The following is a 21,613-nucleotide window of genomic DNA, read 5'->3' as shown; positions in this document are numbered from 1 at the left end:
GGTCTTCGGCGACTCTCTCCTCACACCCGCCGCCGAGGAGAGCCCCGATGTCCCACATGACCTCCATCTCCCTCGAAGCTTCCTCCCAGGTCGCTCGTGGTCTCGCTCTCGGTGTCATCGCAGTCGACCGTTTTGGTGCAGAGATCCGCAGGGAGCGCCGGGCCGCAGCGTCCTCGGTGCAGGAGCTCGCGATCCGTCTCCAGGAAGCTCGCGCGGACCAGGCCCATGCCCAGCGCCGGGCAGCCGCTGCGGAGCGCACGGTGGCCGAGGCAGCCCGCGAGATCGCCGAGCTTCGGGCAGCCCTCCGCCGGGAACAGGCGCACTCCGCGACCCTCCGCGAGATCCTCGGCGTCTGAGGTCGACTGCATCCCGAAACGGAAAAGGCCCGCCGGTGGGAGCCGGCGGGCCTTTCGTTTGGGCGGGTGGCTCAGTGGAAGGAGTGGCCCGCCGTGTACCCGGCGGAGTGGTCGACTTCCATGGGGAGTACCCGGCGAGCGCGGGCGGCGATCTCGTCCCGGTCGTCCCGCCGGTTCCGGCGAGCCTGGGCCTCCATGGCGCGCATCTCGGCGTCGCTGAGGGTGCCGACCTTCGCGGCCGGGACGACCTTCGGGACCGGCGGCAGCGACGTGAGCTTGGTGCCGTCCAGGTGAGCCTCGATCGCCCACGGGTTCATCTCGGCGAGGGCGACGGCCTGACCCCGGGTCAGCCCTTCGATCCATGCCCTCACGGCCGGCGAGGCGTCCGTGAGGTGGAAACTCGCGGCCAGGTCGTTCCCGCGAGCACGGCATTCGGCGGCGAGCTGGAGCTGCGTCCCAAGCAAAGCCATCGGCACGTGGATCCGCGGGTTGCCCAAGCCGTCCGACGCGGCGTCGTCATGCGCGACGGCGGCGTCGGCGACCTGACGGGGTCCGGCGGGCGCGCGGGGGATCAGGGCGCCGAGCGTCGCGCCGACCGCCGAGGCCGTGGCGTTGACCGCGCGGAACGCCGGCTCCAGCCCCTTACCGACGCCGACGAGGGCGTGCCCGCCTACAGACCGGGCGAGCCCCGCGACCTTCCGAGCGGTGGAAACGTCGCGCTTCAGGTCGCCCCAGGTTCCGCCGACGATGAACCGGAACAGCGCGACGATCATCTCGGCGATCATCTGGGCCAGCGCAGCGAGGCCTGCCCGCTCCTTGGCGGCCTTCGCGGCGTCGACGACCGGGGCGGCCCGCCGGGGGGCGGTGGAGGCGGCGAGGGCGGACTTGAACTTGGCCATCGTGATCTTCCTTGTGTGCTGAGGGCGGTCCCGATCGGCCCGCTCTTCACCGATTGAAGCCCCGCGCTTTGAAAGTTTCAAAGCGCGGGGACGTCCGGCTGGATCGCGGCGTCGAAGGCTCGGGACCGGAGCTCGACGGGAAGCTGCCTGCGATGGTGGTGGAGTAGCCGCAGGGCGTGGGCCGCCTCCCGCTCCGTGAGCTCCTTCCTCTCGGCGAGGAGGTGCCCGACGCCCGTGTCGTCCTGGCCCCAGCCCTCACCATTCCTCTTGGACGCGCGGTCCCCGTCGAGGGCCGAGAGGATCCGGCATCCCTCCAGCGCCGCGGCCCGGACGTCGGGATCCGCCGCGAGCCGCAGCCATGCTTCCGGGGCGAGTTGACGCAGCCTCGCTTCGGCCCGCGTCCGGGTCGCCTCGGCCTTCGAAACCAGATCACAGACCCGCCAAGCTGACGAATCGGGGAGGGGTGAAACCCCGACGAGTTGTGTCGCTTCGGGCAGGGATCGCCCGAGCTGCCAGGCCCCCTTCGACACGAGATCGGCGAGCCGGGGGAGCAGCGCGGCCGCCCGGGCGCGAGTGGCGGCCGCGAGTTTGGCGAGGGCAGCCTCCCGCGCGGCGGCTGCCTCGATGACGGCGGCGGCCTCGGCTGCGACGAGGGCGTCGACGTCGGCCTGGAGCGCGGCGATCTCGGCGTCGTCAAGCTTGCAGTTCTCCGGCCACCAGACCGCGGTCATGCCCCGGTCCCCCACGATGAAGTGGACGTACCCGGCCGCGCGCATGCGCGCGGGCTCGCGCGCGAGCGCCAGGATGAATGCCGGGGAAGTCGTGCGGGACGTCCAGAGGAGGGCGGTCCCTCGGCGGTACGTGTGCTCGTAGTCCTGAGCGAACGTCATGCCGAGAGCGAGCGGGGGTACGGGGAAGGGGGGCAAACGACGGTCTCCTGGAATTTTCCGGCGAAAAAACGTTTCAGCCCTTGTGAGTTGGAAATCCTGTACTTGTTTAAGTTGGCGTTCGTTGAACAACGTTCAGAGATTTTCTTCGCTCATCTTACATTTGGCCGTTGCAAAGTGCAAAGCCTCGCATTACCCTTCCCTTAGACGCCGACTACACCTTCCCGAGGATCTGATGGCTTCCACGAGCGCACCCGAGCGCGCGGTCGACCCCCCGCGCCTAGTCACCGACGACGACGTCCTAGATCTCCTCCGCGCGGCGGTCGCCCAGGCCGGATCCCAGCGCGCTTTCGCCCTCGCGGCAGGCGTGAACGAGGGTGACCTCTCCTCCGCCCTGTCGGGTCGCCGCCCGCCCTCGACGCCCCTGCGCCGGGCCGTCAGCGTCGAGCATGCCCTCGTGCACGTGGGGGGCTGCCTGTGACGTCGTGGTGCAGCGTCCTCGCCGAGGAGCAGAACCGGCTAGGCGAGGACGGGGGTCCCGACCGGATCGAGCCCTCTTTCACCGAGGGCGGCGTCGTCCGCCGACACACTGCCCGCCGCCCCGTCGTGTGCGACGACTGCCCCATCGGTCGGGGCGTCCGCGTCGGGGAGCGGTACTCCGTCCATGTCGGCCTCGACCTCGACCGCAGGGACTTCTTCAGGGAGTGGCACTGCGAGACCATGGCGGACGAGTGCCGCGCGGCGCTGCCACCGCCGCCGCCGGTTGAGCGCACCCCGCCCCCTACCGGCGTGCCGATCGATCCGGACAACCTTCCGTTCTGAGGAGACACATCATGGGCCGGGTATTCGACGAGGCGCATTTCGCGATGAGTGCGGCCGAGCAGTATGCGTGCTGCACGGACCCGCACGAGGAGCCGGAGGACGTCGCCTACAGCCATGACCTCGCCATCCTGCGAGAGGGGGGCCTTCCGGTGCCGTCGGTTACGGCACCGGTGATCTCGGCGCAGCGCCTCGACCTGGCCTCGATTTGGCGCGCTCTGCCGGACGAAGATCGGGACCGGATCGGCGAACTCGCCCTTGGCGTGATCACTGGCGCATTCGTCTCCGCGGCCGCCGGGAGGACTGCAGAGAGTGCCGCCCGCGCCTGTGCTGCGCACGGCCGTGCATCCCTGGATGCTTTGTCCGACGAGATGCCCGACATCCTCTACGCCGCGCTCCAGGGGCCGTCGTGGAGGATCCCAGCGAGCCTTGGGCCGATCTGCACCGGCTGCGGGTGCAGCGAGCACGACGCCTGTCACGGCGAGTGCCGGTGGACGGACGAGCGCCGGATCCGCTGCACGGCGTGTGACGACCCGTCCGCGCACATCCCCTTCTAAGGAGCGAGCCCATGCCCATCGACCCCCACCGCATCGCCTGCCGCGACGGCGTTGTCTTCTTCGTCCGGGAACGCGCGACCGGAACGATTGTCGTCTCCGCGCTCCACGACGACGCCGTCTCCCTCTCCTGCGGCCTCTCCCGGTACCGCGCGCCCCATCGCCCCGGAGAGGCCTACGCCGAGCACACGAGGATGCCAGTCGAGCGTGTGCGCGCCTACGCTATCGGCCATGGCGGCGTCGCGGAGGGCGGGCCCGTGGCGATCGCCCTGCTGAAGAAGCTTCGCTCCGAGGCGAACAAGGGCACCGAGGGAGTCGCCTCCACCGCCGGCTTTCGCGCCGCTGCGGGGGGATCCGGTGTGGCCGGGCGGCCCGAGGCCTCGGCTGTCCCCGGGGCACCTGATCAACGCCTCGGCGCAGGACTTCCGCAGGTGGAGGTCGACGTCCTGACGCCGGAGATCATCGACGCGCGGCGGTTCCTCGCCGTGCTCGACGGGCCGCATCTCCTCGACGGCCGGGAGCCTGCGACGGACGCCGAGGCTCTGCGCGTCTGGCAGAACCGCGGCTCGATCGCCCTACGAGCGTACACGAGCCTCGCCGTCCGGCTCGGGCCTGGGTCCGAGCGGCACCCTCTCTACCGCGAGGCGGTCGCCCTGAGGGACAGGGCGCTGTCCCACGTGCGGGACACGATCCCACACACCAATACCTACACCCCGCACCGACAGGCCGGCTGAATTTCCAGCCGCCCCCCGCCCCGAGCTTGACTTCGCTAACGTTGTCCATAGATTGATGGACATGAGCTGGCCATGCCGGCTCATTCACGAAGGGAAACCTCGATCATGACGAAATCTTACAACCGCGGCGCCATCCTCTGCGCTGCCTGGTCCCAGGCCAAGTGGATCGCCAATCTCGTCGGCAAGCCCGTGCACCAGTTCATCGCCGCCATGCGGAAGGCTTGGGCGCTGGCGAAGGGGGCCGATGCCCCGGCCGCCGTCGAGATGGTCCCGCAGCCGGTCCAGCAGCAGCAGGCCTGTGCGGCCGAGGCGCCCGCCGCCGAGCCCGCAACTGTCGAGCTCCATCTCGGCCGCGGCCTGGTCACAAGGATCGGCGACCGGATCAGGTTCTACGGGCAAGTCACGGGCGGCGGCGCGAACGGCCCCGGCAATGTCGAAGTCTCTCTTGGGTACGCCAAAAGCAACCGGGTGCGCTTCGCCGAGGACCACCGCTCCGGCTCCAAGCGCTCGGGTTCGGTCGAGTGGCACCTGCAGGCCGACCGCCTCTACGCGCTCTCGAACGTCGCCCTGAATTCCTCGCGCAGCAGCGGCTTCTACGTCTCCACTTTCAAGGGCACCTTGACCGAACTCGATCGCGACGAGTTTGAGGTCGAGCGTCGCCGGGTGTGGCCCCTCCAGGCCGAGGAGCACGACGCGGCGGCCGAACGCCGGCGTCAGGACGAGCTCGTCCGGATGGAGCGCGAGCAGGCTCAGGCTGAGGAGCGTCGCATTGCCCGCGAGGCCCTGACGGAGAAAAACGCCGAGGAGGCTGAGCGCCTGAGAAAGGAGGGGCAGCCCCGGGTCGCGGGCCTGCCGAAGCTCACTGGAACGGCGAAGCAAGTCGCCTACGCAATTTCGATCCGGAACGCCGTGATGGCCCGGCAGCCGGATCTGCCCGCGCTCAGGACGGAGCGGGCCTCGAAATTCTGGATCGAGACGCATCGGGGCGCCCTCTATCGCTGACGGCCGCCCCTCGCCGGGTCCGACCCCCGCCCCCCGTCCTCATCTGAAGTCCGGGCAGGCCGAGGCCGCCCATCCGCAAAGGAACCCAGCCCCATGAACATGCATACCCCGCCCGAGGATGTCCGCCGCGAGGTCATCGAGACGATCCTCGACGAGCTCGTCCAGGGCAGCGCCGATGAGGCTGCGATCGAGGCGATCGGAGATCTCGGTGACGAGCGCTACGTCGTACCCGGACAAGACGGCCTCGACGTCTACGGCCACCGCGACAGCCGCCGCCCGTACATGACGCTCCCCCGCGGGCTGAAGCCGGAGACGGCCCGCCTGCTCATCGACGTGTGGGAGACGGGCTACCGCCAGGGCGTCAAGAATGGCGCCGGCGAGATCCAGCAAGGCCTCAAGCGCCTGCTCGCGATCGTGTGATGGCCATGGACAAGGTCGTTCTGGCGGAGGCCGCGCGCCTCCTCCTCGGGCCCGAGTGGAAAAGACCTCTCGCGAAGCTCCTCGGACCGCATCACCCGGCTGGCCCGAGGGACAGCCTGGATCCCCGCCTCGCATTCCGCTGGGCGAGCGGCGAGCGGCCCGTGCCTGACTGGGTACCGGGGGTCCTGGCCGACATGCTGATCCACCGTGCCGAACTGCTCGTGCATCAGTCCGAGCAGGCCCTCGCCCTCTCAGCACGCCTTATGAAAGAGGAACGCGATGCCCTGGGTTGAGCGCCCCATCACGCCCCGGTTCCCGCCGTTCCACCCTGAGAGGGGGGGCACGTACGACCCCGGTCTCCGCGTCGAAACTGAGAAATTCGTGGACAGTCTGGAGCTCCTGACGAGCCCGATCTGGCAGCTGGCCCCGCTCACGAAGCGCGGCCGTGAGGCTGTCCTCCGACCGGCGGGAGACACGCTACGGGCCGCTCTCGTCGCCGGTTGGCGCGTCCGCCGGCTCGGCGAGGCGGATCCGTTCGCGCTCGTGCTGCGGCTGAAAGACCACCTTATGCACGGCCGCCTCGTATCCGCCTCGCCTGAGCGCATGCCCCTTGAGTTCATGGACCGGTGCCTCGTCGTGACGGCCACCCAGGTCATCGCCGTCCACGGCTCCGACGAGACATGGGCTCTTAGCCAGCTGGGGGATGTGATCGTGGGGACGTATCCCGCCCCGCGCCGGCGTGCGCGTCCGCTCCCCGAGGGGGACGCTGAAGCCCTCTCCTGGCTCTAGGCAGAGCCGCTCCGATCCCCCGTAGCTAGCCCCATCCAGGAGTGAGCCCGATGTCCATTGTCACCGACGCCCACAGGGAATGGATCGCCGAAGCCCTCGCGGCCCCCTTTGAGACCCCGCGCCGCATCCCGACCCTGGGCCGGAGTAGGCCCCGCGCGGAGCCGCTGCCCGATCTTTTCCGGGACATCCTCGACGCGCTGGACGCCCCGCTCGAGCCGGAGGCCCCGGCCCCTTTCGGGATGTCCCCAGGCGATCTCCTGAGGTCGCATTTCGGGGATGCGCTTCCCGGCCAGTCAGCGCTCACGGTCAGGCGCCGGGAGCTCAAGCGCCAGCGCGAGGAGGCGGCCGACGTTGAGGTCGCGGAGGCCGCGGAGAAGGCGCGCCGGGACCGAGAGCTCCCCCCGCTGGATCAGGGCGTCGTCATGCAGGAGCCTGAGCTCGCCGATCAGGTGGAGGTCAAGGAGGCCCTCTACGACGTCGTCCCGCGTGGGGTCCCTCACTTTCAAAAGGCTACCCTCGCCGTGCATCGATCGCCCGGAAGGATCATCGCCGACGTGCGCCTCTTCGACGACGAGATAGGGCGCGTTGAGATCACCGGGCCCGAGGGCGCCAGGGGCTATCGGTGGCATCACAGCGGCGTCGCCGGGACTGACTTTAACTGGAACGAGGGAGCTCGGTGCTGGGAGCGGATCCCGTATCTGTACAAGACGGCGTAACCCCAAGGGCCTCCTCAGATCTGAGGAGGCCGCCGCCCTTCACGCTGCCTGCGCCATCGAGGCGGACGCGGCGTCCCCGGCCCCTCGGGCGGCCACGTCGGCGAGGAGCTCCACGATCTCGGGGATCGTCACCGGGCGAAAGTCCCAGCTGTCCACGCCGACATCGCATGCCCTCGCCGTCGGGGGGATCGAGCCGTGCGAGTGCCCGAAGAGATGGATGCGGCCCCTGTGGATGTCCCTCCATGTGAGATGCGCGTAATGCGAGAGCCAGACGTCCACGCCCTTGGGCATGCCTCTGTCCTGCACCGTGAGCGCCATGACGTCATGGATCCCGCCCTCCCACGGGAGGCGCTCGCCCCGCGCCTCATGATTGCCCCGGATGAGAGTGCGGTGCCCTGCGAGGCGCGAGAAGATCCCCTCGGCGTGCTTCATCGAGCAGCCGTAGGCGAAATCGCCGACATGGAAGACGCGGTCGGTCGGGCGCACGCGGTTGTTCCAGGCAGCCACGAGATGTTCGTCGTGCTCCTCGCGGGAGGAGAATGGACGGGGCCGCCCCATGCGGGGGCTGAGCATGCCGGCATGCCCGAAGTGCGTGTCCGAAGTGAAATACGTCGTCATGGGGAGATCCCCCTCTCGGCATAGGAACGCAGGCGTCCGGGCGGCCCGGACGGGGTGGCTGGCTTCAGGCCGGCAAGCGTTTCGCTAGGCAGAGGAGGGCGGTGTTCATGAAGGCAGACTCGACGATCTAGGCGGTCCCGGCAAGTGGATCCCCGGGGTTCGAGCAGGTTATCCCTGGGCTATGCTGCCAACGGTTTGACTTCCTCGGCCGCCTTGGCCTCGGCCGCCTTTTTCGCGGCGGTCTTCGCCTTGCCGTCCCTCTCGCGAGCGCGGCGCCGGGCGGCGATCTCGGCCGCGAGCTCGGGCAGGGGAGGGAACCCGGCCGCCGCCGTCGCTGCCTGATCCTCGCACCAGGCGAGCCAGCGTGACATCACGGGTTGCTTGAGGTCGAGGCGGTCGTCGATCGTGTAGTGCCCTTCGAGGACATCGTCGGCCGCGATGCCCTCGTTGTGATCCATGATGAGCTTCACGGCGTCGCGGGGCAGGCGCAGCGTCTTCTGGCTGTGCGTCGAGAACCCGCGCCGGATGTCGTGCGGGGAAGCGCGCAGGCCCATGTCGAGAAGCCGGTGGTTGAGGGCCGCTTCGTTCATGTGCCCGGCAACGACGTCGCCGAGCTTCCACGGACGGATCTGCGGGAACAGGTGCTCCCTCCCGGCCGCCGCGCATGCTTGCAGTTGCGGGACGATCCGCTGCCAAAGGGCAGGGGGGAGCGGCAGGGCATGGCGGCTCTGGTCGTCCCGGCTGTCGGCGGTCTTGCGATGGGCGGGGCCCATACTCCAGACGCCCCAGCCGGGCTCCTCCGCCCACGGCACGAAGTCCTCGACGCGCGCATCCACGATCGGGCGCCGGCGCTGTGCCGTCAGGACGAGGAGCTCAAGGGCGAGCGACACGGTCGGGTCGATGACGCCGGCGCGGGCGACGGCGAGGACCGTGCCGATCTCGACTGGGGTCGCGACGTAGCGCCCGGCGATCTTCCCGTTGGCCCTCATCTTTCGGGACTTGGACTTCGGCGGCGCCGCCAGCTTCGCCATGTCGGTTCCGACGCCCTCGATGCCGAGGCCGCTCCGGATCCTGACATGCGCCTGCCACATCCACCGCCACATGGGCCGAAGGGCCGACGCCAGGTTGACGGCGTGCGTCTCCCGGCCGGAGCGGTGGACGTCGTAGACGACGCCCGCGAGATCCTCCAGCGACACGCGGCGCACCTTGACGCCGGCGAGGCACGCGAGCTCGGGCGCGTGGAGCTTGGCGGAGTAGTCCTTCCACGTCGCCTCGCGGAGGGTCCGCTCCACCTCGGCGAGGTACTCCGTTCGGGCGGCTTCCCAGGTCCAATAGGGGATGTCTGCGCCGTACTGCATGGACGCCTCGACGAGCCGCTCGTCGCGGGGAGGGGCGGGCTTGGCGGGTGCGACCTTGCCAAGGCGGATGAACTCGCGCTCAAGGAAGGCGTCGTCCGGGATCTCGGTCCGGTTGGCGACGTGCTTCTGCGCCTCAGCCACGATGCTCCGGGCTTCATCGAGGGTGAGGCCGGGCGGGGATCCGAGCGTGAGCCGGTACGTCGTGCCCTGCCGGATCACCTTGTAGCCCCAACGCGCGCCGCGCGGTCCGACGCGGAGGAGGAGGCCGGGCTGCTGGCTGTCGATGAGATCGTACGCCCGCGCGCCATCGCGCACATCCTTGAGGGCCTTCTCGACGTGGGTCTTGGACAGGCGGACGGCCATCGGAGCAACTCGGGCTGGTCTCGGGCTGCGCAGCCCGGGATCTCCATGCCCCTCTACGACGGCGTGCGTTGCCCTGTCGTTAACGCAATCCCCTGGACTTGCTGGCATTTCGGTGATCCCACCCGGGATCATTCCGGGCTCAAACTCGGGCTGCGGGGATGGAACAATAGAAATCATAATCCTTGTGTCGGGAGTTCAAATCTCTCCCTCGCTACCAATCATTCCTAGTCGTTAGATCGACCTAGCCTTTGAGCCCTGGACCCCTGGTCCGGGGCTTTTTGGTTCTCTGAGAGGGATCTGCCGGACAGCGCGAACAATCGGGACGTGGTGTCCACCTGACGGCATCGATGGGCGGTTTTTGCGTGGCCCCTGCCTGGTATCCTCAGTCTCGCTCGCGATGCTCCTCAGCGATGATCCCATGGCGCTTCGTCCCCACTCGCCACTCATCGGCGCAATCGGGAGGCCACGACCTCGTTCGGTACGGAGGGCTAGGTCGACCTTAGTGTAGATTGATCTTGATCGCGGGAACCGGACGCTCGGTCGTCCCCCGAATGGAAGTCACAGGTGGACTTCAACCGGCTGTTTGCCGGGAACGGACGACGAAAGCACCGGCGCCGGAAGGTCCGACGCCGGTCTCATCGAGTATGCGGCCTTCGGCGTCGGTGGCCGCGTCCTGGCGTTCCAGCCGGATGCCCTTATCCGAGGGCTTCTTCCACCGCCCTGCCGCAGGCTTCGGTATCGGCGTTGCCGCCGAGATCGCGGGTGCGCAGGGTCCGCTCGGAGAGGACGCGCTCGATACCTGTGACGATCTCCCGGGCGGCCTCGGGCTCGCCGAGATGTTCCAGCATCATCGAGCCCGACCAGATCTGGCCGATCGGGTTGGCGATGCCCTGGCCGGCGATGTCGGGGGCCGACCCGTGAACCGGTTCGAACACCGAGGGGAAGAGCCGCTCCGGGTTGATGTTGCCGGAGGGCGCGATGCCGATCGTGCCGGTGCAGGCGGGTCCGAGGTCGGAAAGGATGTCGCCGAACAGGTTCGAGGCGACGACCACGTCGAACCGGTCCGGGTTCAGCACGAAATGGGCCGTCAGAATGTCGATATGGTACTGGTCCCAGGCCACGTCCGGGTAGGCCTTGGCCATCTCCTTCACCCGCTCGTCCCAATAGGGCATCGTGATCGAGATGCCGTTGGACTTGGTGGCCGAGGTCAAGTGCTTCTTCGGGCGGCTCTGGGCCAGCTCGAAGGCGAATTTCAGGATGCGGTCGACGCCGTGGCGCGTCATGATCGTCTCCTGCAGGGCGAATTCGCGGTCCGTGCCGGCGAACATGCGCCCGCCCGCATTCGAGTATTCGCCCTCCGTGTTCTCGCGGACCACCCAGAAATCGATGTCGCCGGGCTTGCGGTCGGCGAGCGGGCTCTTCACCCCCGGCATCAGGCGCACGGGGCGCAGGTTGGCGTATTGGTCGAATTCCCGCCGGAACAGGATCAGCGAGCCCCAGAGCGAGACGTGATCGGGCACCCTGTCCGGCATGCCCACGGCCCCGAAGAAGATCGCGTCGTGGCCGCCGATCTGCGCCTTCCAGTCCTCCGGCATCATCCGGTTGTGCCGCTCGTAATAATCGCAGCTGGCGAAGTCGAACCAATCGAACTCGAGGCTGAAGCCGTGGCGCTTGGCCGCCTTCTCGAGGACGCGCACGCCCTCCGGCACGACCTCCTTGCCGATCCCGTCGCCCGGAATGACGGCGATGCGATAGTGGCGTGATGTCATGGGAATGGCGCTCCGCGGATGGGTTTGGGGATCAGGCGGCGCTCGGCGGCCAGGGCGTCTCGGCGACGGGGGTCACCGGCCCCCGACCCTCGAACCAGGAAACGAGGTTGTCCACGAGGAGGTTGCCCATGGCGCGGCGGGTGTGATGGGTGGCCGAACCCACATGCGGCAGCAGGACGACGTTGTCCAAGGCAATGAGGGCGTCGGGAACCCGGGGTTCGTTCGCGAACACGTCGAGGCCGGCCGAGTGGATCGCGCCCTGCTGCAGGGCCGCGATCAGGGCGTCCTCGTCGACGAGGCTGCCGCGGGCCACGTTGATGAGGATACCGTCGGGGCCGAGTGCGCCCAGCACCTCCGCGGTGACGAGGGGTCCGGCTACGCCGCCGGGCGCCACGACCACGAGGACGTCGCAGGCCCGCGCCAGCTCGACCGCGCTCGGGTGGTAGTCATAGGCCACCTCGGGTTGCCGGCGGCGGCCGTGATAGGCGATGGCGCAGCCGAATCCGTCGAGGCGCGTGGCGATGGCGTGCCCGATCCGCCCGAGGCCGAGGATGCCGATGCGGCGCCCGCGCAGGGAGGGCGAGAGCGGAAACGGGGCTTTCGGCCAGGCGCCCGCGCGGAGATAGCGGTCGGCCTGTGGGAGGCGGCGGACGGTGGCGAGGAGCAGGCCGAGGGCGAGGTCGGCGACCTCCTCGGTGAGCACGTCCGGAGTGTTGGTGACGACGGCGCCCCGGTCCTTGGCGGCCGCGACGTCGATCGTGTCGTAGCCGACACCGAAATTGGCGACGATCTCCAGGGCGGGGAGGCGCGCGAAGAGATCGGCTCCCGCCGGCGCCTGTCCTCCCACCACCACGCCGCGAATGGCCGGGCCGACCTCCGCCAGGAACGCGTCCCGGTCCGTGGCCCGATCGAGGCGGTGGAGGACGAAGCGCTCGTCGAGGGCTCGGATCGTATCGGGAAGGATCGCCTTCAGCAGCAGGATCTCCGCCTTCGCATGCGCTGTCATGGGGCCTCTTCGCAGTTGCGTGTTGCGTGGAGGTGGCGCTCCCGCTCCGGGGCGAAGCCACCTTGTGCTTTCCGCCAGCGGAGGGTGGACCGCAACCCGGAGCCGGCCCGCTCGGCAAGACCGCGTTGCGCCAATCCCATACAGGCCGCGAGGACTGTCTCGTTCCTCTGGCCGCGCGGAAGGCCGGACCTGACCTTGACCACCGTGGCGCTGACGAAATCTTCGGTCAAAGCGGACAGAACGGCTCGCTCCTCATCACTGAGCGGTCGCATCGTACGGATTTCCTCGGCACGTCGGTTCCCGGAAGACGGCCGCCGCCCGGAGCCGGGCGACGGCGGTGGAGGCCGTGCGGGGCCGGATCGCGCCCCGCACGGATCGGTCGCCGCTTACTCGGCGAGTTCGCGCATGACCTTGATCAGGTCCGACTTGCCCTCGAAGCCGATGCCGGGAAGCTCCGGCATGACGATGTGGCCGTCCTCGACCTTCACCCCGTCCGGGAAGCCGCCATAGGGCTGGAACAGGTCCGGGTAGCTCTCGTTGCCGCCCAGCCCGAGGCCGGCCGCGATGTTGAGCGACATCTGGTGACCGCCATGCGGGATGCAGCGCTTGGGCGACCAGCCGAACTGCTCCAGCACGTCGAGGGTGCGGAGATACTCGACGAGTCCGTAGGAGAGGGCGCAGTCGAACTGCAGGTAGTCGCGGTCGGGCCGCATGCCGCCGTAGCGCAGGAGGTTGCGGGCATCCTGGTGCGAGAACAGGTTCTCGCCGGTCGCCATCGGGCCGGGATAGAACTCGGAGATCGCGGCCTGCAGGGCGTAATCGAGGGGATCGCCGATCTCCTCGTACCAGAACAGCGGGTACTGGCGCAGCATCTTGGCGTAGGCGATGCCCTGTTCGAGATTGAAGCGGCCGTTCACGTCGACGGCGAGCTGCGCCTGCGAGCCGATCTCCTTCAGCACGGCCTCGATGCGGCGCTGGTCCTCCTCGATCGGCACGCCGCCGATCTTCATCTTCACGACGTTGTAGCCACGGTCGAGGTAGCCGCGCATCTCGGCACGCAGCTGGGTGTCGTCCTTGCCGGGATAGTAATAGCCGCCGGCCGCGTAGACGAAGACGCGCGGATTGGCCTCGACGCCCTTCTGCTCGGCGAGCATCCGGAACAGCGGCTTGCCGGCGATCTTGGCGGTGGCGTCCCAGATCGCCATGTCGAGGGTGCCCACCGCCACCGAGCGCTCGCCGTGGCCGCCGGGCTTCTCGTTGGTCATCATCGCCGCCCAGAGCTTGTGCGGGTCGAGATTGTCACCGGCCTCGTTGAGCACGCTCGCGGGCTCGGCCTCGAGGATGCGGTTCTTGAAGCGCTCGCGGATCAGGCCGCCCTGGCCGTAGCGGCCGTTGGAATTGAAGCCGTAGCCCACCACCCGGCGGCCGTCGCGCTCCACGTCCGTGACCACGGCCACGAGGCTGGCGGTCATCTTCGAGAAGTCGATATAGGCGTTGCGGATGGGCGAGGAGATCGGCTTGGTGATCTCGCAGACGTCGACGATACGCATGGTGGCTCTCCTTGAGATGCGAAGGGATTCGCGCGGGGGGAAGGGATGGAAGCGGACGAAAGCAGCCGGAAGGTCTAGTGGGCGGCCGCCACGGGGCGGGGCAGGGCATGCCCGGCTTCCGTGTCGGGAACGACGTCCTCGGATGAGACGGCGGCCCGGTTGCGGTAGGCCTCCTCCGCCTTGGCGAGGTCGAAGGCGCCTTCCCACTTGGCGACCGCGATGGTGGCGACCGCGTTGCCGATGAGGTTCGTGACCGCCCGCGCCTCGTTCATGAAGCGATCGACGCCGAGCAGAAGGACGAGGCCGGCGACCGGGACGGTGTGGATGCTCGACAGGGTGGCGGCGAGGGTGACGAACCCGGCCCCGGCGACACCCGCCGACCCTTTCGAGGTCAGGAGCAGCACGCCCAGGACGACGAGCTGGTCGCCGATGCCCAGCGGCGTGTTGGTGGCCTGGGCGACGAAGATCGCCGCCATGGTCAGGTAGATGCAGGTGCCGTCGGCGTTGAAGGTGTAGCCCGTCGGCAGAACGAGGCCGACCACCGACTTCTCGCAGCCCACCCGCTCCAGCTTGGCCATCATCCGGGGCATCACGGCCTCGGTGGAGCAGGTCCCGAAGGTGATGAGGATCTCGTCCTTGAAGAAGCCGAGGACCTTGAAGAGCGAGAACCCGGTCCAGGCGCAGACGGAGCCGAGCACCAGCACGACGAACAGGATCGACGTGGCGTAGACACCGAGCATCAGGTAGGCGAGGGACCAGACGGTGCCGAACCCGTACTTGCCGATGGTGAAGGCGACGCCGGCACCCGCACCGATGGGGGCCAAGCGCATCACCATGGCGACGATGCGGAACAGCGCGTCCAGCAGGCTGTCGATGACGACGACCACCGGCTTGCCGCGTTCGCCCGCCTGAACCAGGGCGAGGCCGAAGAGCAGCGAGATCAGGATGATCTGCAGCATGGCGCCCTTGGCGAAGGCATCCACCATCGTCGAGGGGATGATGTCCATCAGGAAGCCGACGATGCCGGGCTGCGCTTCCGCCCGCTTGGCGTAGGAGGCGATGGCGCTGCCGTCGATATGCGTGGCGTCGATGTTCATGCCGACGCCCGGCTGCATCACGTTGACCACCACGAGGCCGATGACGAGGGCCAGCGTCGAGACGACCTCGAAGTAGATCAGCGCGCGCACACCGATGCGGCCGACCTCCTTCATGTTACCCATCTTGGCGATGCCGACCACGATGGTACCGAAGATGACCGGCGCGAGCAGCATCTTGATCAGCTTGATGAAGCCGTCCGCCAGGGGCTGCAGCGTGACGGCGACGTCCGGCAGGAAATACCCGACGAACCCGCCGATGACGATTGCTATGAAGACTTGAACATAGAGTCGGCTTAGCCATGACTTCATGATCTGTTTCCTCCTGATCTGCCACTTAACGGGCAGCTTGATTAGTGATCCCTCTTGTGGGGCTTGATGCTGTGGGTACGCCTGGACACCCTCGTCCGGCCAATGCCATGTTCGGTTCGGGCTATGCGCGAACGGCATCGGGCTGGACGGACGGATGGACATGGTCCGACCGATGGATCTGGGCTGATCGATGGATCTGGACTGGCTGAAGGACTTCCTCGCACTGGCGGAGCAGAAGACGTTCTCGCGGGCGGCGGAGGCCCGGAGCGTGACGCAGCCGGCCTTCAGCCGGCGCATCCGGGCTCTCGAGGATTGGGTCGGGACGCCGCTCTTCGCACGGGGCGCGCAAGGGGCGGCGCTGACCCCGGCCGGCGTCACCTTCCTCCCGGCAGCCCAGGCTCTGCTGCACAGCCTGGAGCGGGCCCGCCGCGAGACGCGGGCGGTGGGCGCTCAGGATACGGCGACGCTCTCCATCGCCGCGACCCACGCCCTATCGTTCACGTTCTTTCCGAGTTGGGTCCGCCGGGTCATGCGATCCCGGACGCTGGGCACGCTCAATCTCATTTCGGACAGCATGGAAGCCTGCGAGCAGATCATGCTGTCGGGCGAGGTACACTTCCTGCTCTGCCACTTCCACAGGAACGCCCCGACGCGGTTCGAGCCCGACCGGTTCGAGAGCGTGCGGGTCGGCGACGATCGTCTCATCCCGCTTTGCGCGCCCTCGGGAGACGGCGCTGGTCTGTGGTCGCTGCCGGGATCGTCCGCCGAGCTGGTTCCCTACCTGGCCTACAGCCAGGCCTCGGGCCTCGGGCGCATCCTGGCGAGCTGCCGCAACGGGGATTCGTTCCACCTCGACACCCGCTTCACCTCGCATCTCGCCGCGACGCTGACGACCATGGCGCGCGAGGGGCACGGCGTCGCCTGGCTCCCACAAACGGTCGCGGCCGACGATCAGACGCGCGGTCGCCTCGTCCGCGCGGGGCACGAACAGTTCGACGTGCCCATCGAGATCAGACTGTTCCGCTCGCTCGAGTGCCGCAATCACGCCGCCGACGAGCTTTGGGACTATCTCACCGGAGCGCAAACCTCATAGCTCGTGGGTGCGTCGATCACAGCCGCATCCCCGTGGAGCACGGCCAGTCTTGGGCCGGTGGACATCCGCTTTCGGGAAGTCAGTCAATCGCCGTCTATGGCAAGGTTGGGATCTGCCCGCTCCTCGGTGATGAATCGGCAAGACAGGTCGATAGCCTATGAACCGAATCGGGCCGCCCCCTGAACGGCCGACTCCCGCTCATCTCCCAGGGGGCTCCGCGATCCTACCCAGGGTGCTTGACGACACCGTCACTCGGCATCCGGCTGGCGAGCGCATCGATGGCGAGGCGTGACCGCAACGGCAGATACCGTGCCGCGGGCCAGACGGCGTAGCAATCCATGGTCGCGTAGGGCCGCTCCGCCCAGAGCTGGACGAGTTCACCCTTTTGCAGGCTGTCGCGGATCAGCCAGTGTTGGAGCCAGCAGAGGCCGAGCCCCGCCTTGGCGGCGCTCAGGATGACTTCGACGTCGTCGAACCGCAGCCTGGAATGTGGGGAAACCGGGACGAGGACGCCGTTGGCATCCGGCAGGCGCCAAGCATAGCCGCGGTCGCCGCGCGCATAGGCGAGTGCGTCGTGCCCGGCGAGATCCGCGAGCTCCTCCGGGCGCCCGCGCGCATCGAGGTAGGACGGGGAGGCGCAGAGCACCATACGTTCCGTCACCAGCCGCCGGGCACGCAGAGAGCTGTTGTTGCCGAGCGCGCCGAAGCGCAGCCCGAGGTCGAAGCCGTCGGCGATCAGGTCGATGACCCGGTCGCTGAAATTCAGGTCGAGTTCCAGCTTCGGATGCGCCTTGGCGTAGTCGAGCAGGATCGGCGCCGCGCAGCGCCGGCCGAGGAGAACCGGCATCGAGATCCGCAATCGCCCCGCCACCTCCTGGCGGCCCGATTCGAGGAGCGCCTCGCCGGTCCGCAATTCCGCGACGGCGCGCAGGCAATGTTCGTAGAATTGCTGCCCGGCTTCCGTCAGGCTCTGGGTGCGCGTGGTCCGCTGAAACAGGCGCACGCCGAGCCGCTCCTCGAGCCGGGCCACGGCCTTGCCGACGGCGGACCGGGACAGGGACAGCCGGTCCGCCGCCCGCGCGAACCCGCCAGCCTCTACCGCCTCCACGAAGATCTGCACGCCGTCGAACTTGTCCCGCATCGGTCGCCCGATCCTGCCGATCCTGATCCGTCGATTGTAGCGCCACAGGCAACAAAGAAGCGAATACTCAGATCTGAAGCCGCAGAAAAATCTACGCTAGAGGAAGGGCGGACGGACGGCGAGGCCCCGACAGGAGCGGCCCCGCCCAAAGGGCGGCAGAGGCCGAGTCCCGTAGGCGCGCCCCGGATGGAAAAGGAAGAACTGAGGATGAGCGCGAAAGTCGTTGTGGTCACCGGCGCGAGCAGTGGCTTTGGAAAACTCACGGCCCTGGAACTGGCGAGGCGCGGTCACAGCGTCATCGCGACCATGCGGGATGTCGTGGGCCGGAACAGCGCGGTCCGGAACGAACTGATCGAGGCCGCGAAGGCGGAGGGGAATCCCCTGCAGGTCCTCGAAATGGATGTGGTCAGCGACGACTCGGTCGAGGCCGCCATCGCTCGGGTCATCGCGCAGCACGGCAGGATCGACGTTCTGGTCAACAATGCCGGCCTGATGCCCATTGGGGTGACGGAAGCCTACACGATCGCCGATGTCGAACGGCTGTTCGCGGTCAATGTCTTTGGGGCGGTCCGCGCCGACCGTGCCGTCCTGCCGCATATGCGCGCCGCCGGCAGCGGACTGATCGTGCAGGTCACGTCGCTGATGGGACGCTTCGTCATACCGTTCTTCGGTGTCTATGCGGCGACCAAGTTCGCGCTCGAAGCCCTGGCGGAGACCTATCGTTACGAGCTGAGCGGCTTCGGGATCGATTCGGTCATCGTGGAGCCGGGCCCGTTCCCCAGCAACCTGATCTCGTCCAGCCCCGAGCCATCCGATACGGACGTACTGACCGCCTATGGCGCAGTGGCGTCGATCCCGGGCCAGATCAAGGACAACGCCGACAAGTCGTACGACCCCGCCCATCCTCCGCGCCCGCAACTCGTCGCCGATGCGATCGCCGGGCTGGTCGAGGCAACGGAGCGGCGTCCCCTGCGCACGGTGGTCATGCCCGAGGGCGTGGATTTCGGCGTCGCGCGCATCAATGAGGCGGTGGCTCCGATCCAGAACGACATGCTTCGGGCCATGGGCATGGCACACGTCATCTGAAACATGAGGCGGCGGGACATGCCACCCGCCGCTTTTTGACGGGTTCGGTTTCGCTCGATGGAGGGGACGTTGCCTCGTGGAGGCCTTCCAGCCCCTGCGCTGAACGGATCGGGATGCCCCGGATGTGGCCGAACGGCCGGTTCGGCACGCTCCCGGATGCCTGCGGGATCAGAGCTGATTGAACCGCTGCCGCTGCCCCCGCGACCGGTACAGTTGCTAACTTTTGACAGCTTCATGTCCCTGTGACACCGTTCGGTCATGTCGAGCACGCCGACCCGCAACATCGCCCTGACCCATGAGCTGGAGAGCTACATCAAGGGTCAGGTCGCGAGTGGGCATTATGCAAATGCCAGCGAAGTCGTCCGCGCCGGTCTTCGCCTTTTGATCGAGCGTGACCACGCGGTGCCTCGCTCCCGCGGCCATAGCTCCGCCAAAGCGGCGGACAGATGATGACCGCCTCGATTGCCGCTCCGTCCGCCCCGCACGACTTCCAGGCGGATATCATTGCGGTCGAGGGCATCGCCGCGGTTCCGACGATCCTGAACGTGGTCTGTCGGACGACGGGCATGGGCTTCGCCGCCATCGCCAGGGTAACGGACGACCGCTGGGTCGCCTGTAGCGTCAAGGACGACATCGCCTTCGGTCTGGCGCCGGGCGGCGAGCTGCCGGTCGCCACCACGATCTGCGACGCGATCCGCTCGTCCGGGACGGGCGTGGTCATCGACCACGTGTCCGAGGACCCGGCGTACCAGGCGCATCCGACCCCGGAGATGTACGGCTTCCAGAGCTACATCTCGATGCCCATCACCCTGCCGGACGGCAGCTTCTTCGGCACGCTCTGCGCCATCGACCCTCGTCCGGCCCGACTGAACACGCCGGAGACCGTCGGCATGTTCAGGATGTTCGCCGACCTCATCGGCTTCTATCTCGACGCGCATAGGCGCCTCGCCGACCGGGAGGCGCTCCGGCGCAGCGACGCCTTCGTCAGAGGCATCCTCAGGGCGAGCCCGGATTGCGTGAAGGTGCTCTCCGCCGACGGCACGCTGGAATTCATGAGCGCGCGGGGGCTCGAACTGAACCAGATCGGATCGCTTCAGGACGTGGTGGGGCAGGAATATGCCGGGCTCTGGCCGGAAGGCGAGCGCGCCAAGCTGCGCGATGCCGTCCGGCGGGCGGCCGCCGGAGAGGTCTCACGCATCGAGGGGCAGGCCCAGACGGCCGATGGCGACCTCCGCTGGTGGGAGGTGAGCTTCGCGCCCTTCCAGCCTGACGAGGGCGGTGCCCTCAAGCTCGTCGGCATTTCCCGCGACATCACCGAGCGCTACCGGGCCGAGACCGCGCGGCAAGCCGGGGCGGAGGCCCTGCAAGCCCTGAACGACGACCTGGAGCGGCAGGTCGCGGAGCGGACGGCGGAGCTTCGTCTGTCGCGCGACATCCTCCAATCGAGCGCCGCGCCCATCTGCGCCTTCGACACCGCGTACCGGCTCATCGCCTTCAATCAGGCCCATAGCGACGAGTTCTTCCGCATCTTCGCCCACCGCGTGCAGGTCGGCGAGGTGTTCCCCGACCTGTTCCCGCCGGACCAAGCCCCGGTCATGCGCGGGTTGATGGAGCGCGCGCTCCGGGGCGAGACATTCACCGTCACCGAGGAATTCGGCGACCCCGACCTGGCGAAGCCCTATTGGGAGGTGTCCTACTCGCCCTTGCGCGACGAGGTGGGACACATCGTCGGGGCGTTCCACTACGCCAAGGATATCTCGGAGCGGCTACGCGCCGAGACCGCACTCGCCGACACGCAGGAAGCGTTGCGCCAATCGCAGAAAATGGAGGCCGTCGGGCAGCTGACTGGGGGCGTGGCGCACGATTTCAACAACCTTCTCACCATCATCCGCTCCTCCGTCGATTTCCTGCGCCGGCCGGAGCTGCCCGACGAGCGCAAGCGGCGCTACCTCGATGCCGTGTCCGATACGGTCGACCGCGCCGCGAAGCTGACCGGGCAGCTCCTCGCCTTCGCCCGCCGCCAGGCCCTCAAGCCCGAAGTGTTCGAGGTCGGCGAGTGCCTGCGCGCCGTCTCGGAGATGATCGACACCGTGACGGGGGCTCGCATCCGCCTGACGGTGGAAACGCCCGACGAGCCCTGCTTCGTGAAGGCGGACCTGAGCCAGTTCGAGACAGCCCTCGTCAACATGGCGGTGAATGCCCGCGATGCGATGGACGGGGAGGGGACCCTGACCCTGACTCTGGTGCGCCGCGGAAAGCTGCCGCCGATCCGGGGGCATGCGGTCGCCCTTGGAGCCTTCGCGGCGATCTCCCTCACCGATACGGGCACCGGAATCGCGCCTGAGCAGTTGGGCCGCATCTTCGAGCCGTTCTTCACCACGAAGGAGGTGGGGAAGGGAACCGGCCTCGGCCTCAGCCAGGTGTTCGGTTTCGCCAAGCAGTCGGGCGGCGATGTCGACGTGTCGACCAGGCTCGGGCACGGCACGACGTTCACGCTCTACCTGCCCGAGATCGTGATCGAGCAGAACGGCGCGGACCGCGAGATACCGCAGCCGGCCCCGGGCTCCCCGATGGGTGCGGGCCAGCGCGTCCTGGTGGTCGAGGACAATATCGAGGTGGGCCGCTTCGCCACGCAGATCCTCGAAGACCTCGGCTACCGCACCACCTGGGCCGTCAATGCCGAGGCAGCCCTGGAGCTGTTGGGGAGCGAGGGCAATGGATTCGACGCCGTGTTCTCGGACGTAGTGATGCCGGGCATGGGCGGCATCGCCCTGGCCAAGCGATTGCGCGCGCAGCTGCCGAGCCTGCCGATACTGCTCGCCTCAGGCTACAGCCACGTCCTGGCGCAGGATGGAACGGAGGGTTTCGAGCTTCTGCACAAGCCGTACTCGGCCGAACAGCTCGGGCGCATCCTAAGGCAATTGACGACGAAGCGGATGAACGCGCTCGTCGGCTGATCGAAGCGGCATTCGCGAAGTCCACCCGGCAAACTTAAGAAGCTTGCCCCCTGACATCGATCGTCCGTTGGTGATTCCGTGCTCGGAACC

General features: G+C 68.2%; 24 protein-coding genes. 14 read left to right on the top strand and 10 right to left on the bottom strand.

The window, feature by feature from the left end; all coding sequences use genetic code 11:
* Positions 1-47 precede the first annotated feature (47 nt).
* Positions 48-356 (top strand): hypothetical protein, encoded by a 309-nt coding sequence (locus IPV08_RS10660; protein ID WP_207411846.1) that lies wholly within the window; start codon positions 48-50, stop codon positions 354-356.
* A 71-nt stretch (positions 357-427) separates the two neighbouring features.
* Here the strand turns inward: IPV08_RS10660 and IPV08_RS10655 are convergent, their stop codons facing one another.
* Together IPV08_RS10655 and IPV08_RS10650 are read right to left on the bottom strand one after the other, a co-directional pair.
* Entirely contained in the window at positions 428-1,255 is an 828-nt protein-coding gene (locus IPV08_RS10655) for a hypothetical protein (protein ID WP_207411845.1), read from the bottom strand.
* A 77-nt stretch (positions 1,256-1,332) separates the two neighbouring features.
* Complete coding sequence (locus tag IPV08_RS10650; protein ID WP_207411844.1) at positions 1,333-2,181, bottom strand: hypothetical protein; 849 nt, start codon at positions 2,179-2,181, stop codon at positions 1,333-1,335.
* 196 nt (positions 2,182-2,377) lie between these two features.
* Between IPV08_RS10650 and IPV08_RS10645 the strand changes: the two genes are divergently transcribed.
* The 9 genes from IPV08_RS10645 (at position 2,378) to IPV08_RS10605 (ending at position 7,176) form a co-directional block, all read left to right on the top strand.
* The gene (locus IPV08_RS10645) at positions 2,378-2,623 is read left to right on the top strand and encodes a hypothetical protein (protein ID WP_091972155.1); all 246 of its coding nucleotides are present in this window, start codon (positions 2,378-2,380) and stop codon (positions 2,621-2,623) included.
* Entirely contained in the window at positions 2,620-2,964 is a 345-nt protein-coding gene (locus IPV08_RS10640; protein ID WP_210348358.1) for a hypothetical protein, read from the top strand. Before IPV08_RS10645 ends, IPV08_RS10640 begins: the two co-directional genes overlap by 4 nt.
* Before the next feature lie 11 nt (positions 2,965-2,975).
* A complete protein-coding gene (locus IPV08_RS10635) occupies positions 2,976-3,518 on the top strand; it encodes a hypothetical protein (RefSeq protein WP_091972153.1) in 543 nt (180 codons plus the stop codon).
* A gap of 11 nt (positions 3,519-3,529) precedes the next feature.
* On the top strand, positions 3,530-4,249 hold the full coding sequence (locus IPV08_RS10630) for a hypothetical protein (protein ID WP_091972151.1): 720 nt from the start codon (positions 3,530-3,532) through the stop codon (positions 4,247-4,249).
* Positions 4,250-4,354: 105 nt separating this feature from the next.
* Positions 4,355-5,251 (top strand): hypothetical protein, encoded by an 897-nt coding sequence (locus IPV08_RS10625; RefSeq protein WP_091972149.1) that lies wholly within the window; start codon positions 4,355-4,357, stop codon positions 5,249-5,251.
* Between the two features lie 93 nt (positions 5,252-5,344).
* Positions 5,345-5,671, top strand: a complete 327-nt coding sequence (locus tag IPV08_RS10620; RefSeq protein ID WP_091972148.1) for a hypothetical protein — start codon at positions 5,345-5,347, stop codon at positions 5,669-5,671.
* Positions 5,671-5,964, top strand: a complete 294-nt coding sequence (locus IPV08_RS10615) for a hypothetical protein (RefSeq protein ID WP_244528721.1) — start codon at positions 5,671-5,673, stop codon at positions 5,962-5,964. The genes IPV08_RS10620 and IPV08_RS10615 overlap by 1 nt, the downstream gene beginning before the upstream one ends.
* A gap of 88 nt (positions 5,965-6,052) precedes the next feature.
* Positions 6,053-6,460 carry a hypothetical protein gene (locus tag IPV08_RS10610; protein WP_207411843.1) on the top strand — a complete coding sequence of 136 codons (408 nt, stop codon included), beginning with the start codon at positions 6,053-6,055 and terminating at the stop codon, positions 6,458-6,460.
* Positions 6,461-6,510: 50 nt separating this feature from the next.
* Positions 6,511-7,176, top strand: coding sequence for a hypothetical protein (locus tag IPV08_RS10605; protein WP_091972144.1), 666 nt, complete (start codon positions 6,511-6,513; stop codon positions 7,174-7,176).
* Positions 7,177-7,215: 39 nt separating this feature from the next.
* Here the strand turns inward: IPV08_RS10605 and IPV08_RS10600 are convergent, their stop codons facing one another.
* The 7 genes from IPV08_RS10600 to dctA form a co-directional block, all read right to left on the bottom strand.
* A complete protein-coding gene (locus IPV08_RS10600) occupies positions 7,216-7,794 on the bottom strand; it encodes a metallophosphoesterase (RefSeq protein ID WP_091972142.1) in 579 nt (192 codons plus the stop codon).
* 179 nt (positions 7,795-7,973) lie between these two features.
* Complete coding sequence (locus IPV08_RS10595; protein ID WP_244528720.1) at positions 7,974-9,515, bottom strand: integrase family protein; 1,542 nt, start codon at positions 9,513-9,515, stop codon at positions 7,974-7,976.
* Between the two features lie 695 nt (positions 9,516-10,210).
* Entirely contained in the window at positions 10,211-11,284 is a 1,074-nt protein-coding gene (locus IPV08_RS10590) for a tartrate dehydrogenase (protein ID WP_207411842.1), read from the bottom strand.
* 31 nt (positions 11,285-11,315) lie between these two features.
* Positions 11,316-12,290 carry a 2-hydroxyacid dehydrogenase gene (locus IPV08_RS10585; RefSeq protein ID WP_207411841.1) on the bottom strand — a complete coding sequence of 325 codons (975 nt, stop codon included), beginning with the start codon at positions 12,288-12,290 and terminating at the stop codon, positions 11,316-11,318.
* Positions 12,287-12,562 (bottom strand): hypothetical protein, encoded by a 276-nt coding sequence (locus IPV08_RS10580; RefSeq protein WP_207411840.1) that lies wholly within the window; start codon positions 12,560-12,562, stop codon positions 12,287-12,289. The genes IPV08_RS10585 and IPV08_RS10580 overlap by 4 nt, the downstream gene beginning before the upstream one ends.
* 114 nt (positions 12,563-12,676) lie before the next feature.
* Complete coding sequence (locus IPV08_RS10575; protein ID WP_056433205.1) at positions 12,677-13,840, bottom strand: mandelate racemase/muconate lactonizing enzyme family protein; 1,164 nt, start codon at positions 13,838-13,840, stop codon at positions 12,677-12,679.
* 74 nt (positions 13,841-13,914) lie between these two features.
* Positions 13,915-15,246, bottom strand: coding sequence for a C4-dicarboxylate transporter DctA (gene dctA / locus IPV08_RS10570; protein WP_056433200.1), 1,332 nt, complete (start codon positions 15,244-15,246; stop codon positions 13,915-13,917).
* A gap of 190 nt (positions 15,247-15,436) precedes the next feature.
* On the opposite strand from dctA, the gene IPV08_RS10565 reads away from it, so the two are divergent.
* Positions 15,437-16,339 carry a LysR family transcriptional regulator gene (locus tag IPV08_RS10565; protein ID WP_207411839.1) on the top strand — a complete coding sequence of 301 codons (903 nt, stop codon included), beginning with the start codon at positions 15,437-15,439 and terminating at the stop codon, positions 16,337-16,339.
* Between the two features lie 223 nt (positions 16,340-16,562).
* On the opposite strand, the gene IPV08_RS10560 is transcribed toward IPV08_RS10565, so the two are convergent.
* A complete protein-coding gene (locus IPV08_RS10560) occupies positions 16,563-17,480 on the bottom strand; it encodes a LysR family transcriptional regulator (RefSeq protein WP_207411838.1) in 918 nt (305 codons plus the stop codon).
* A gap of 207 nt (positions 17,481-17,687) precedes the next feature.
* Here IPV08_RS10560 and IPV08_RS10555 point away from each other — a divergent pair, with 207 nt between their 5' ends.
* The 3 genes from IPV08_RS10555 (at position 17,688) to IPV08_RS10545 (ending at position 21,523) form a co-directional block, all read left to right on the top strand.
* Positions 17,688-18,566, top strand: coding sequence for an SDR family oxidoreductase (locus tag IPV08_RS10555; protein ID WP_207411837.1), 879 nt, complete (start codon positions 17,688-17,690; stop codon positions 18,564-18,566).
* Positions 18,567-18,824: 258 nt separating this feature from the next.
* Positions 18,825-19,016 (top strand): type II toxin-antitoxin system ParD family antitoxin, encoded by a 192-nt coding sequence (locus IPV08_RS10550; protein WP_056433188.1) that lies wholly within the window; start codon positions 18,825-18,827, stop codon positions 19,014-19,016.
* Entirely contained in the window at positions 19,016-21,523 is a 2,508-nt protein-coding gene (locus tag IPV08_RS10545) for a PAS domain-containing protein (RefSeq protein WP_207411836.1), read from the top strand. The genes IPV08_RS10550 and IPV08_RS10545 overlap by 1 nt, the downstream gene beginning before the upstream one ends.
* Positions 21,524-21,613: the final 90 nt, after the last annotated feature.

The sequence above is a fragment of the Methylobacterium sp. SD274 genome (genome assembly GCF_017355285.1).
Classification (GTDB): domain Bacteria; phylum Pseudomonadota; class Alphaproteobacteria; order Rhizobiales; family Beijerinckiaceae; genus Methylobacterium.
The sequence above is the reverse complement of the archived record's forward strand: the minus strand, read 5'-3'. Positions and strand labels throughout refer to the sequence as shown.

What these genes read in the sequence shown, in the direction of transcription:
- IPV08_RS10660 (WP_207411846.1), top strand. Translation starts at nt 48, where the DNA reads ATGTCCCACATGACCTCCATCTCCCTCGAAGCTTCCTCCCAGGTCGCT.
- IPV08_RS10655 (WP_207411845.1), bottom strand. Translation starts at nt 1,255, where the DNA reads ATGGCCAAGTTCAAGTCCGCCCTCGCCGCCTCCACCGCCCCCCGGCGG.
- IPV08_RS10645 (WP_091972155.1), top strand. Translation starts at nt 2,378, where the DNA reads ATGGCTTCCACGAGCGCACCCGAGCGCGCGGTCGACCCCCCGCGCCTA.
- IPV08_RS10635 (WP_091972153.1), top strand. Translation starts at nt 2,976, where the DNA reads ATGGGCCGGGTATTCGACGAGGCGCATTTCGCGATGAGTGCGGCCGAG.
- IPV08_RS10630 (WP_091972151.1), top strand. Translation starts at nt 3,530, where the DNA reads ATGCCCATCGACCCCCACCGCATCGCCTGCCGCGACGGCGTTGTCTTC.
- IPV08_RS10625 (WP_091972149.1), top strand. Translation starts at nt 4,355, where the DNA reads ATGACGAAATCTTACAACCGCGGCGCCATCCTCTGCGCTGCCTGGTCC.
- IPV08_RS10620 (WP_091972148.1), top strand. Translation starts at nt 5,345, where the DNA reads ATGAACATGCATACCCCGCCCGAGGATGTCCGCCGCGAGGTCATCGAG.
- IPV08_RS10615 (WP_244528721.1), top strand. Translation starts at nt 5,671, where the DNA reads ATGGCCATGGACAAGGTCGTTCTGGCGGAGGCCGCGCGCCTCCTCCTC.
- IPV08_RS10605 (WP_091972144.1), top strand. Translation starts at nt 6,511, where the DNA reads ATGTCCATTGTCACCGACGCCCACAGGGAATGGATCGCCGAAGCCCTC.
- IPV08_RS10600 (WP_091972142.1), bottom strand. Translation starts at nt 7,794, where the DNA reads ATGACGACGTATTTCACTTCGGACACGCACTTCGGGCATGCCGGCATG.
- IPV08_RS10595 (WP_244528720.1), bottom strand. Translation starts at nt 9,515, where the DNA reads ATGGCCGTCCGCCTGTCCAAGACCCACGTCGAGAAGGCCCTCAAGGAT.
- IPV08_RS10590 (WP_207411842.1), bottom strand. Translation starts at nt 11,284, where the DNA reads ATGACATCACGCCACTATCGCATCGCCGTCATTCCGGGCGACGGGATC.
- IPV08_RS10585 (WP_207411841.1), bottom strand. Translation starts at nt 12,290, where the DNA reads ATGACAGCGCATGCGAAGGCGGAGATCCTGCTGCTGAAGGCGATCCTT.
- IPV08_RS10580 (WP_207411840.1), bottom strand. Translation starts at nt 12,562, where the DNA reads ATGCGACCGCTCAGTGATGAGGAGCGAGCCGTTCTGTCCGCTTTGACC.
- IPV08_RS10575 (WP_056433205.1), bottom strand. Translation starts at nt 13,840, where the DNA reads ATGCGTATCGTCGACGTCTGCGAGATCACCAAGCCGATCTCCTCGCCC.
- dctA (WP_056433200.1), bottom strand. Translation starts at nt 15,246, where the DNA reads ATGAAGTCATGGCTAAGCCGACTCTATGTTCAAGTCTTCATAGCAATC.
- IPV08_RS10565 (WP_207411839.1), top strand. Translation starts at nt 15,437, where the DNA reads ATGGATCTGGACTGGCTGAAGGACTTCCTCGCACTGGCGGAGCAGAAG.
- IPV08_RS10560 (WP_207411838.1), bottom strand. Translation starts at nt 17,480, where the DNA reads ATGCGGGACAAGTTCGACGGCGTGCAGATCTTCGTGGAGGCGGTAGAG.
- IPV08_RS10555 (WP_207411837.1), top strand. Translation starts at nt 17,688, where the DNA reads ATGAGCGCGAAAGTCGTTGTGGTCACCGGCGCGAGCAGTGGCTTTGGA.
- IPV08_RS10550 (WP_056433188.1), top strand. Translation starts at nt 18,825, where the DNA reads ATGTCGAGCACGCCGACCCGCAACATCGCCCTGACCCATGAGCTGGAG.
- IPV08_RS10545 (WP_207411836.1), top strand. Translation starts at nt 19,016, where the DNA reads ATGACCGCCTCGATTGCCGCTCCGTCCGCCCCGCACGACTTCCAGGCG.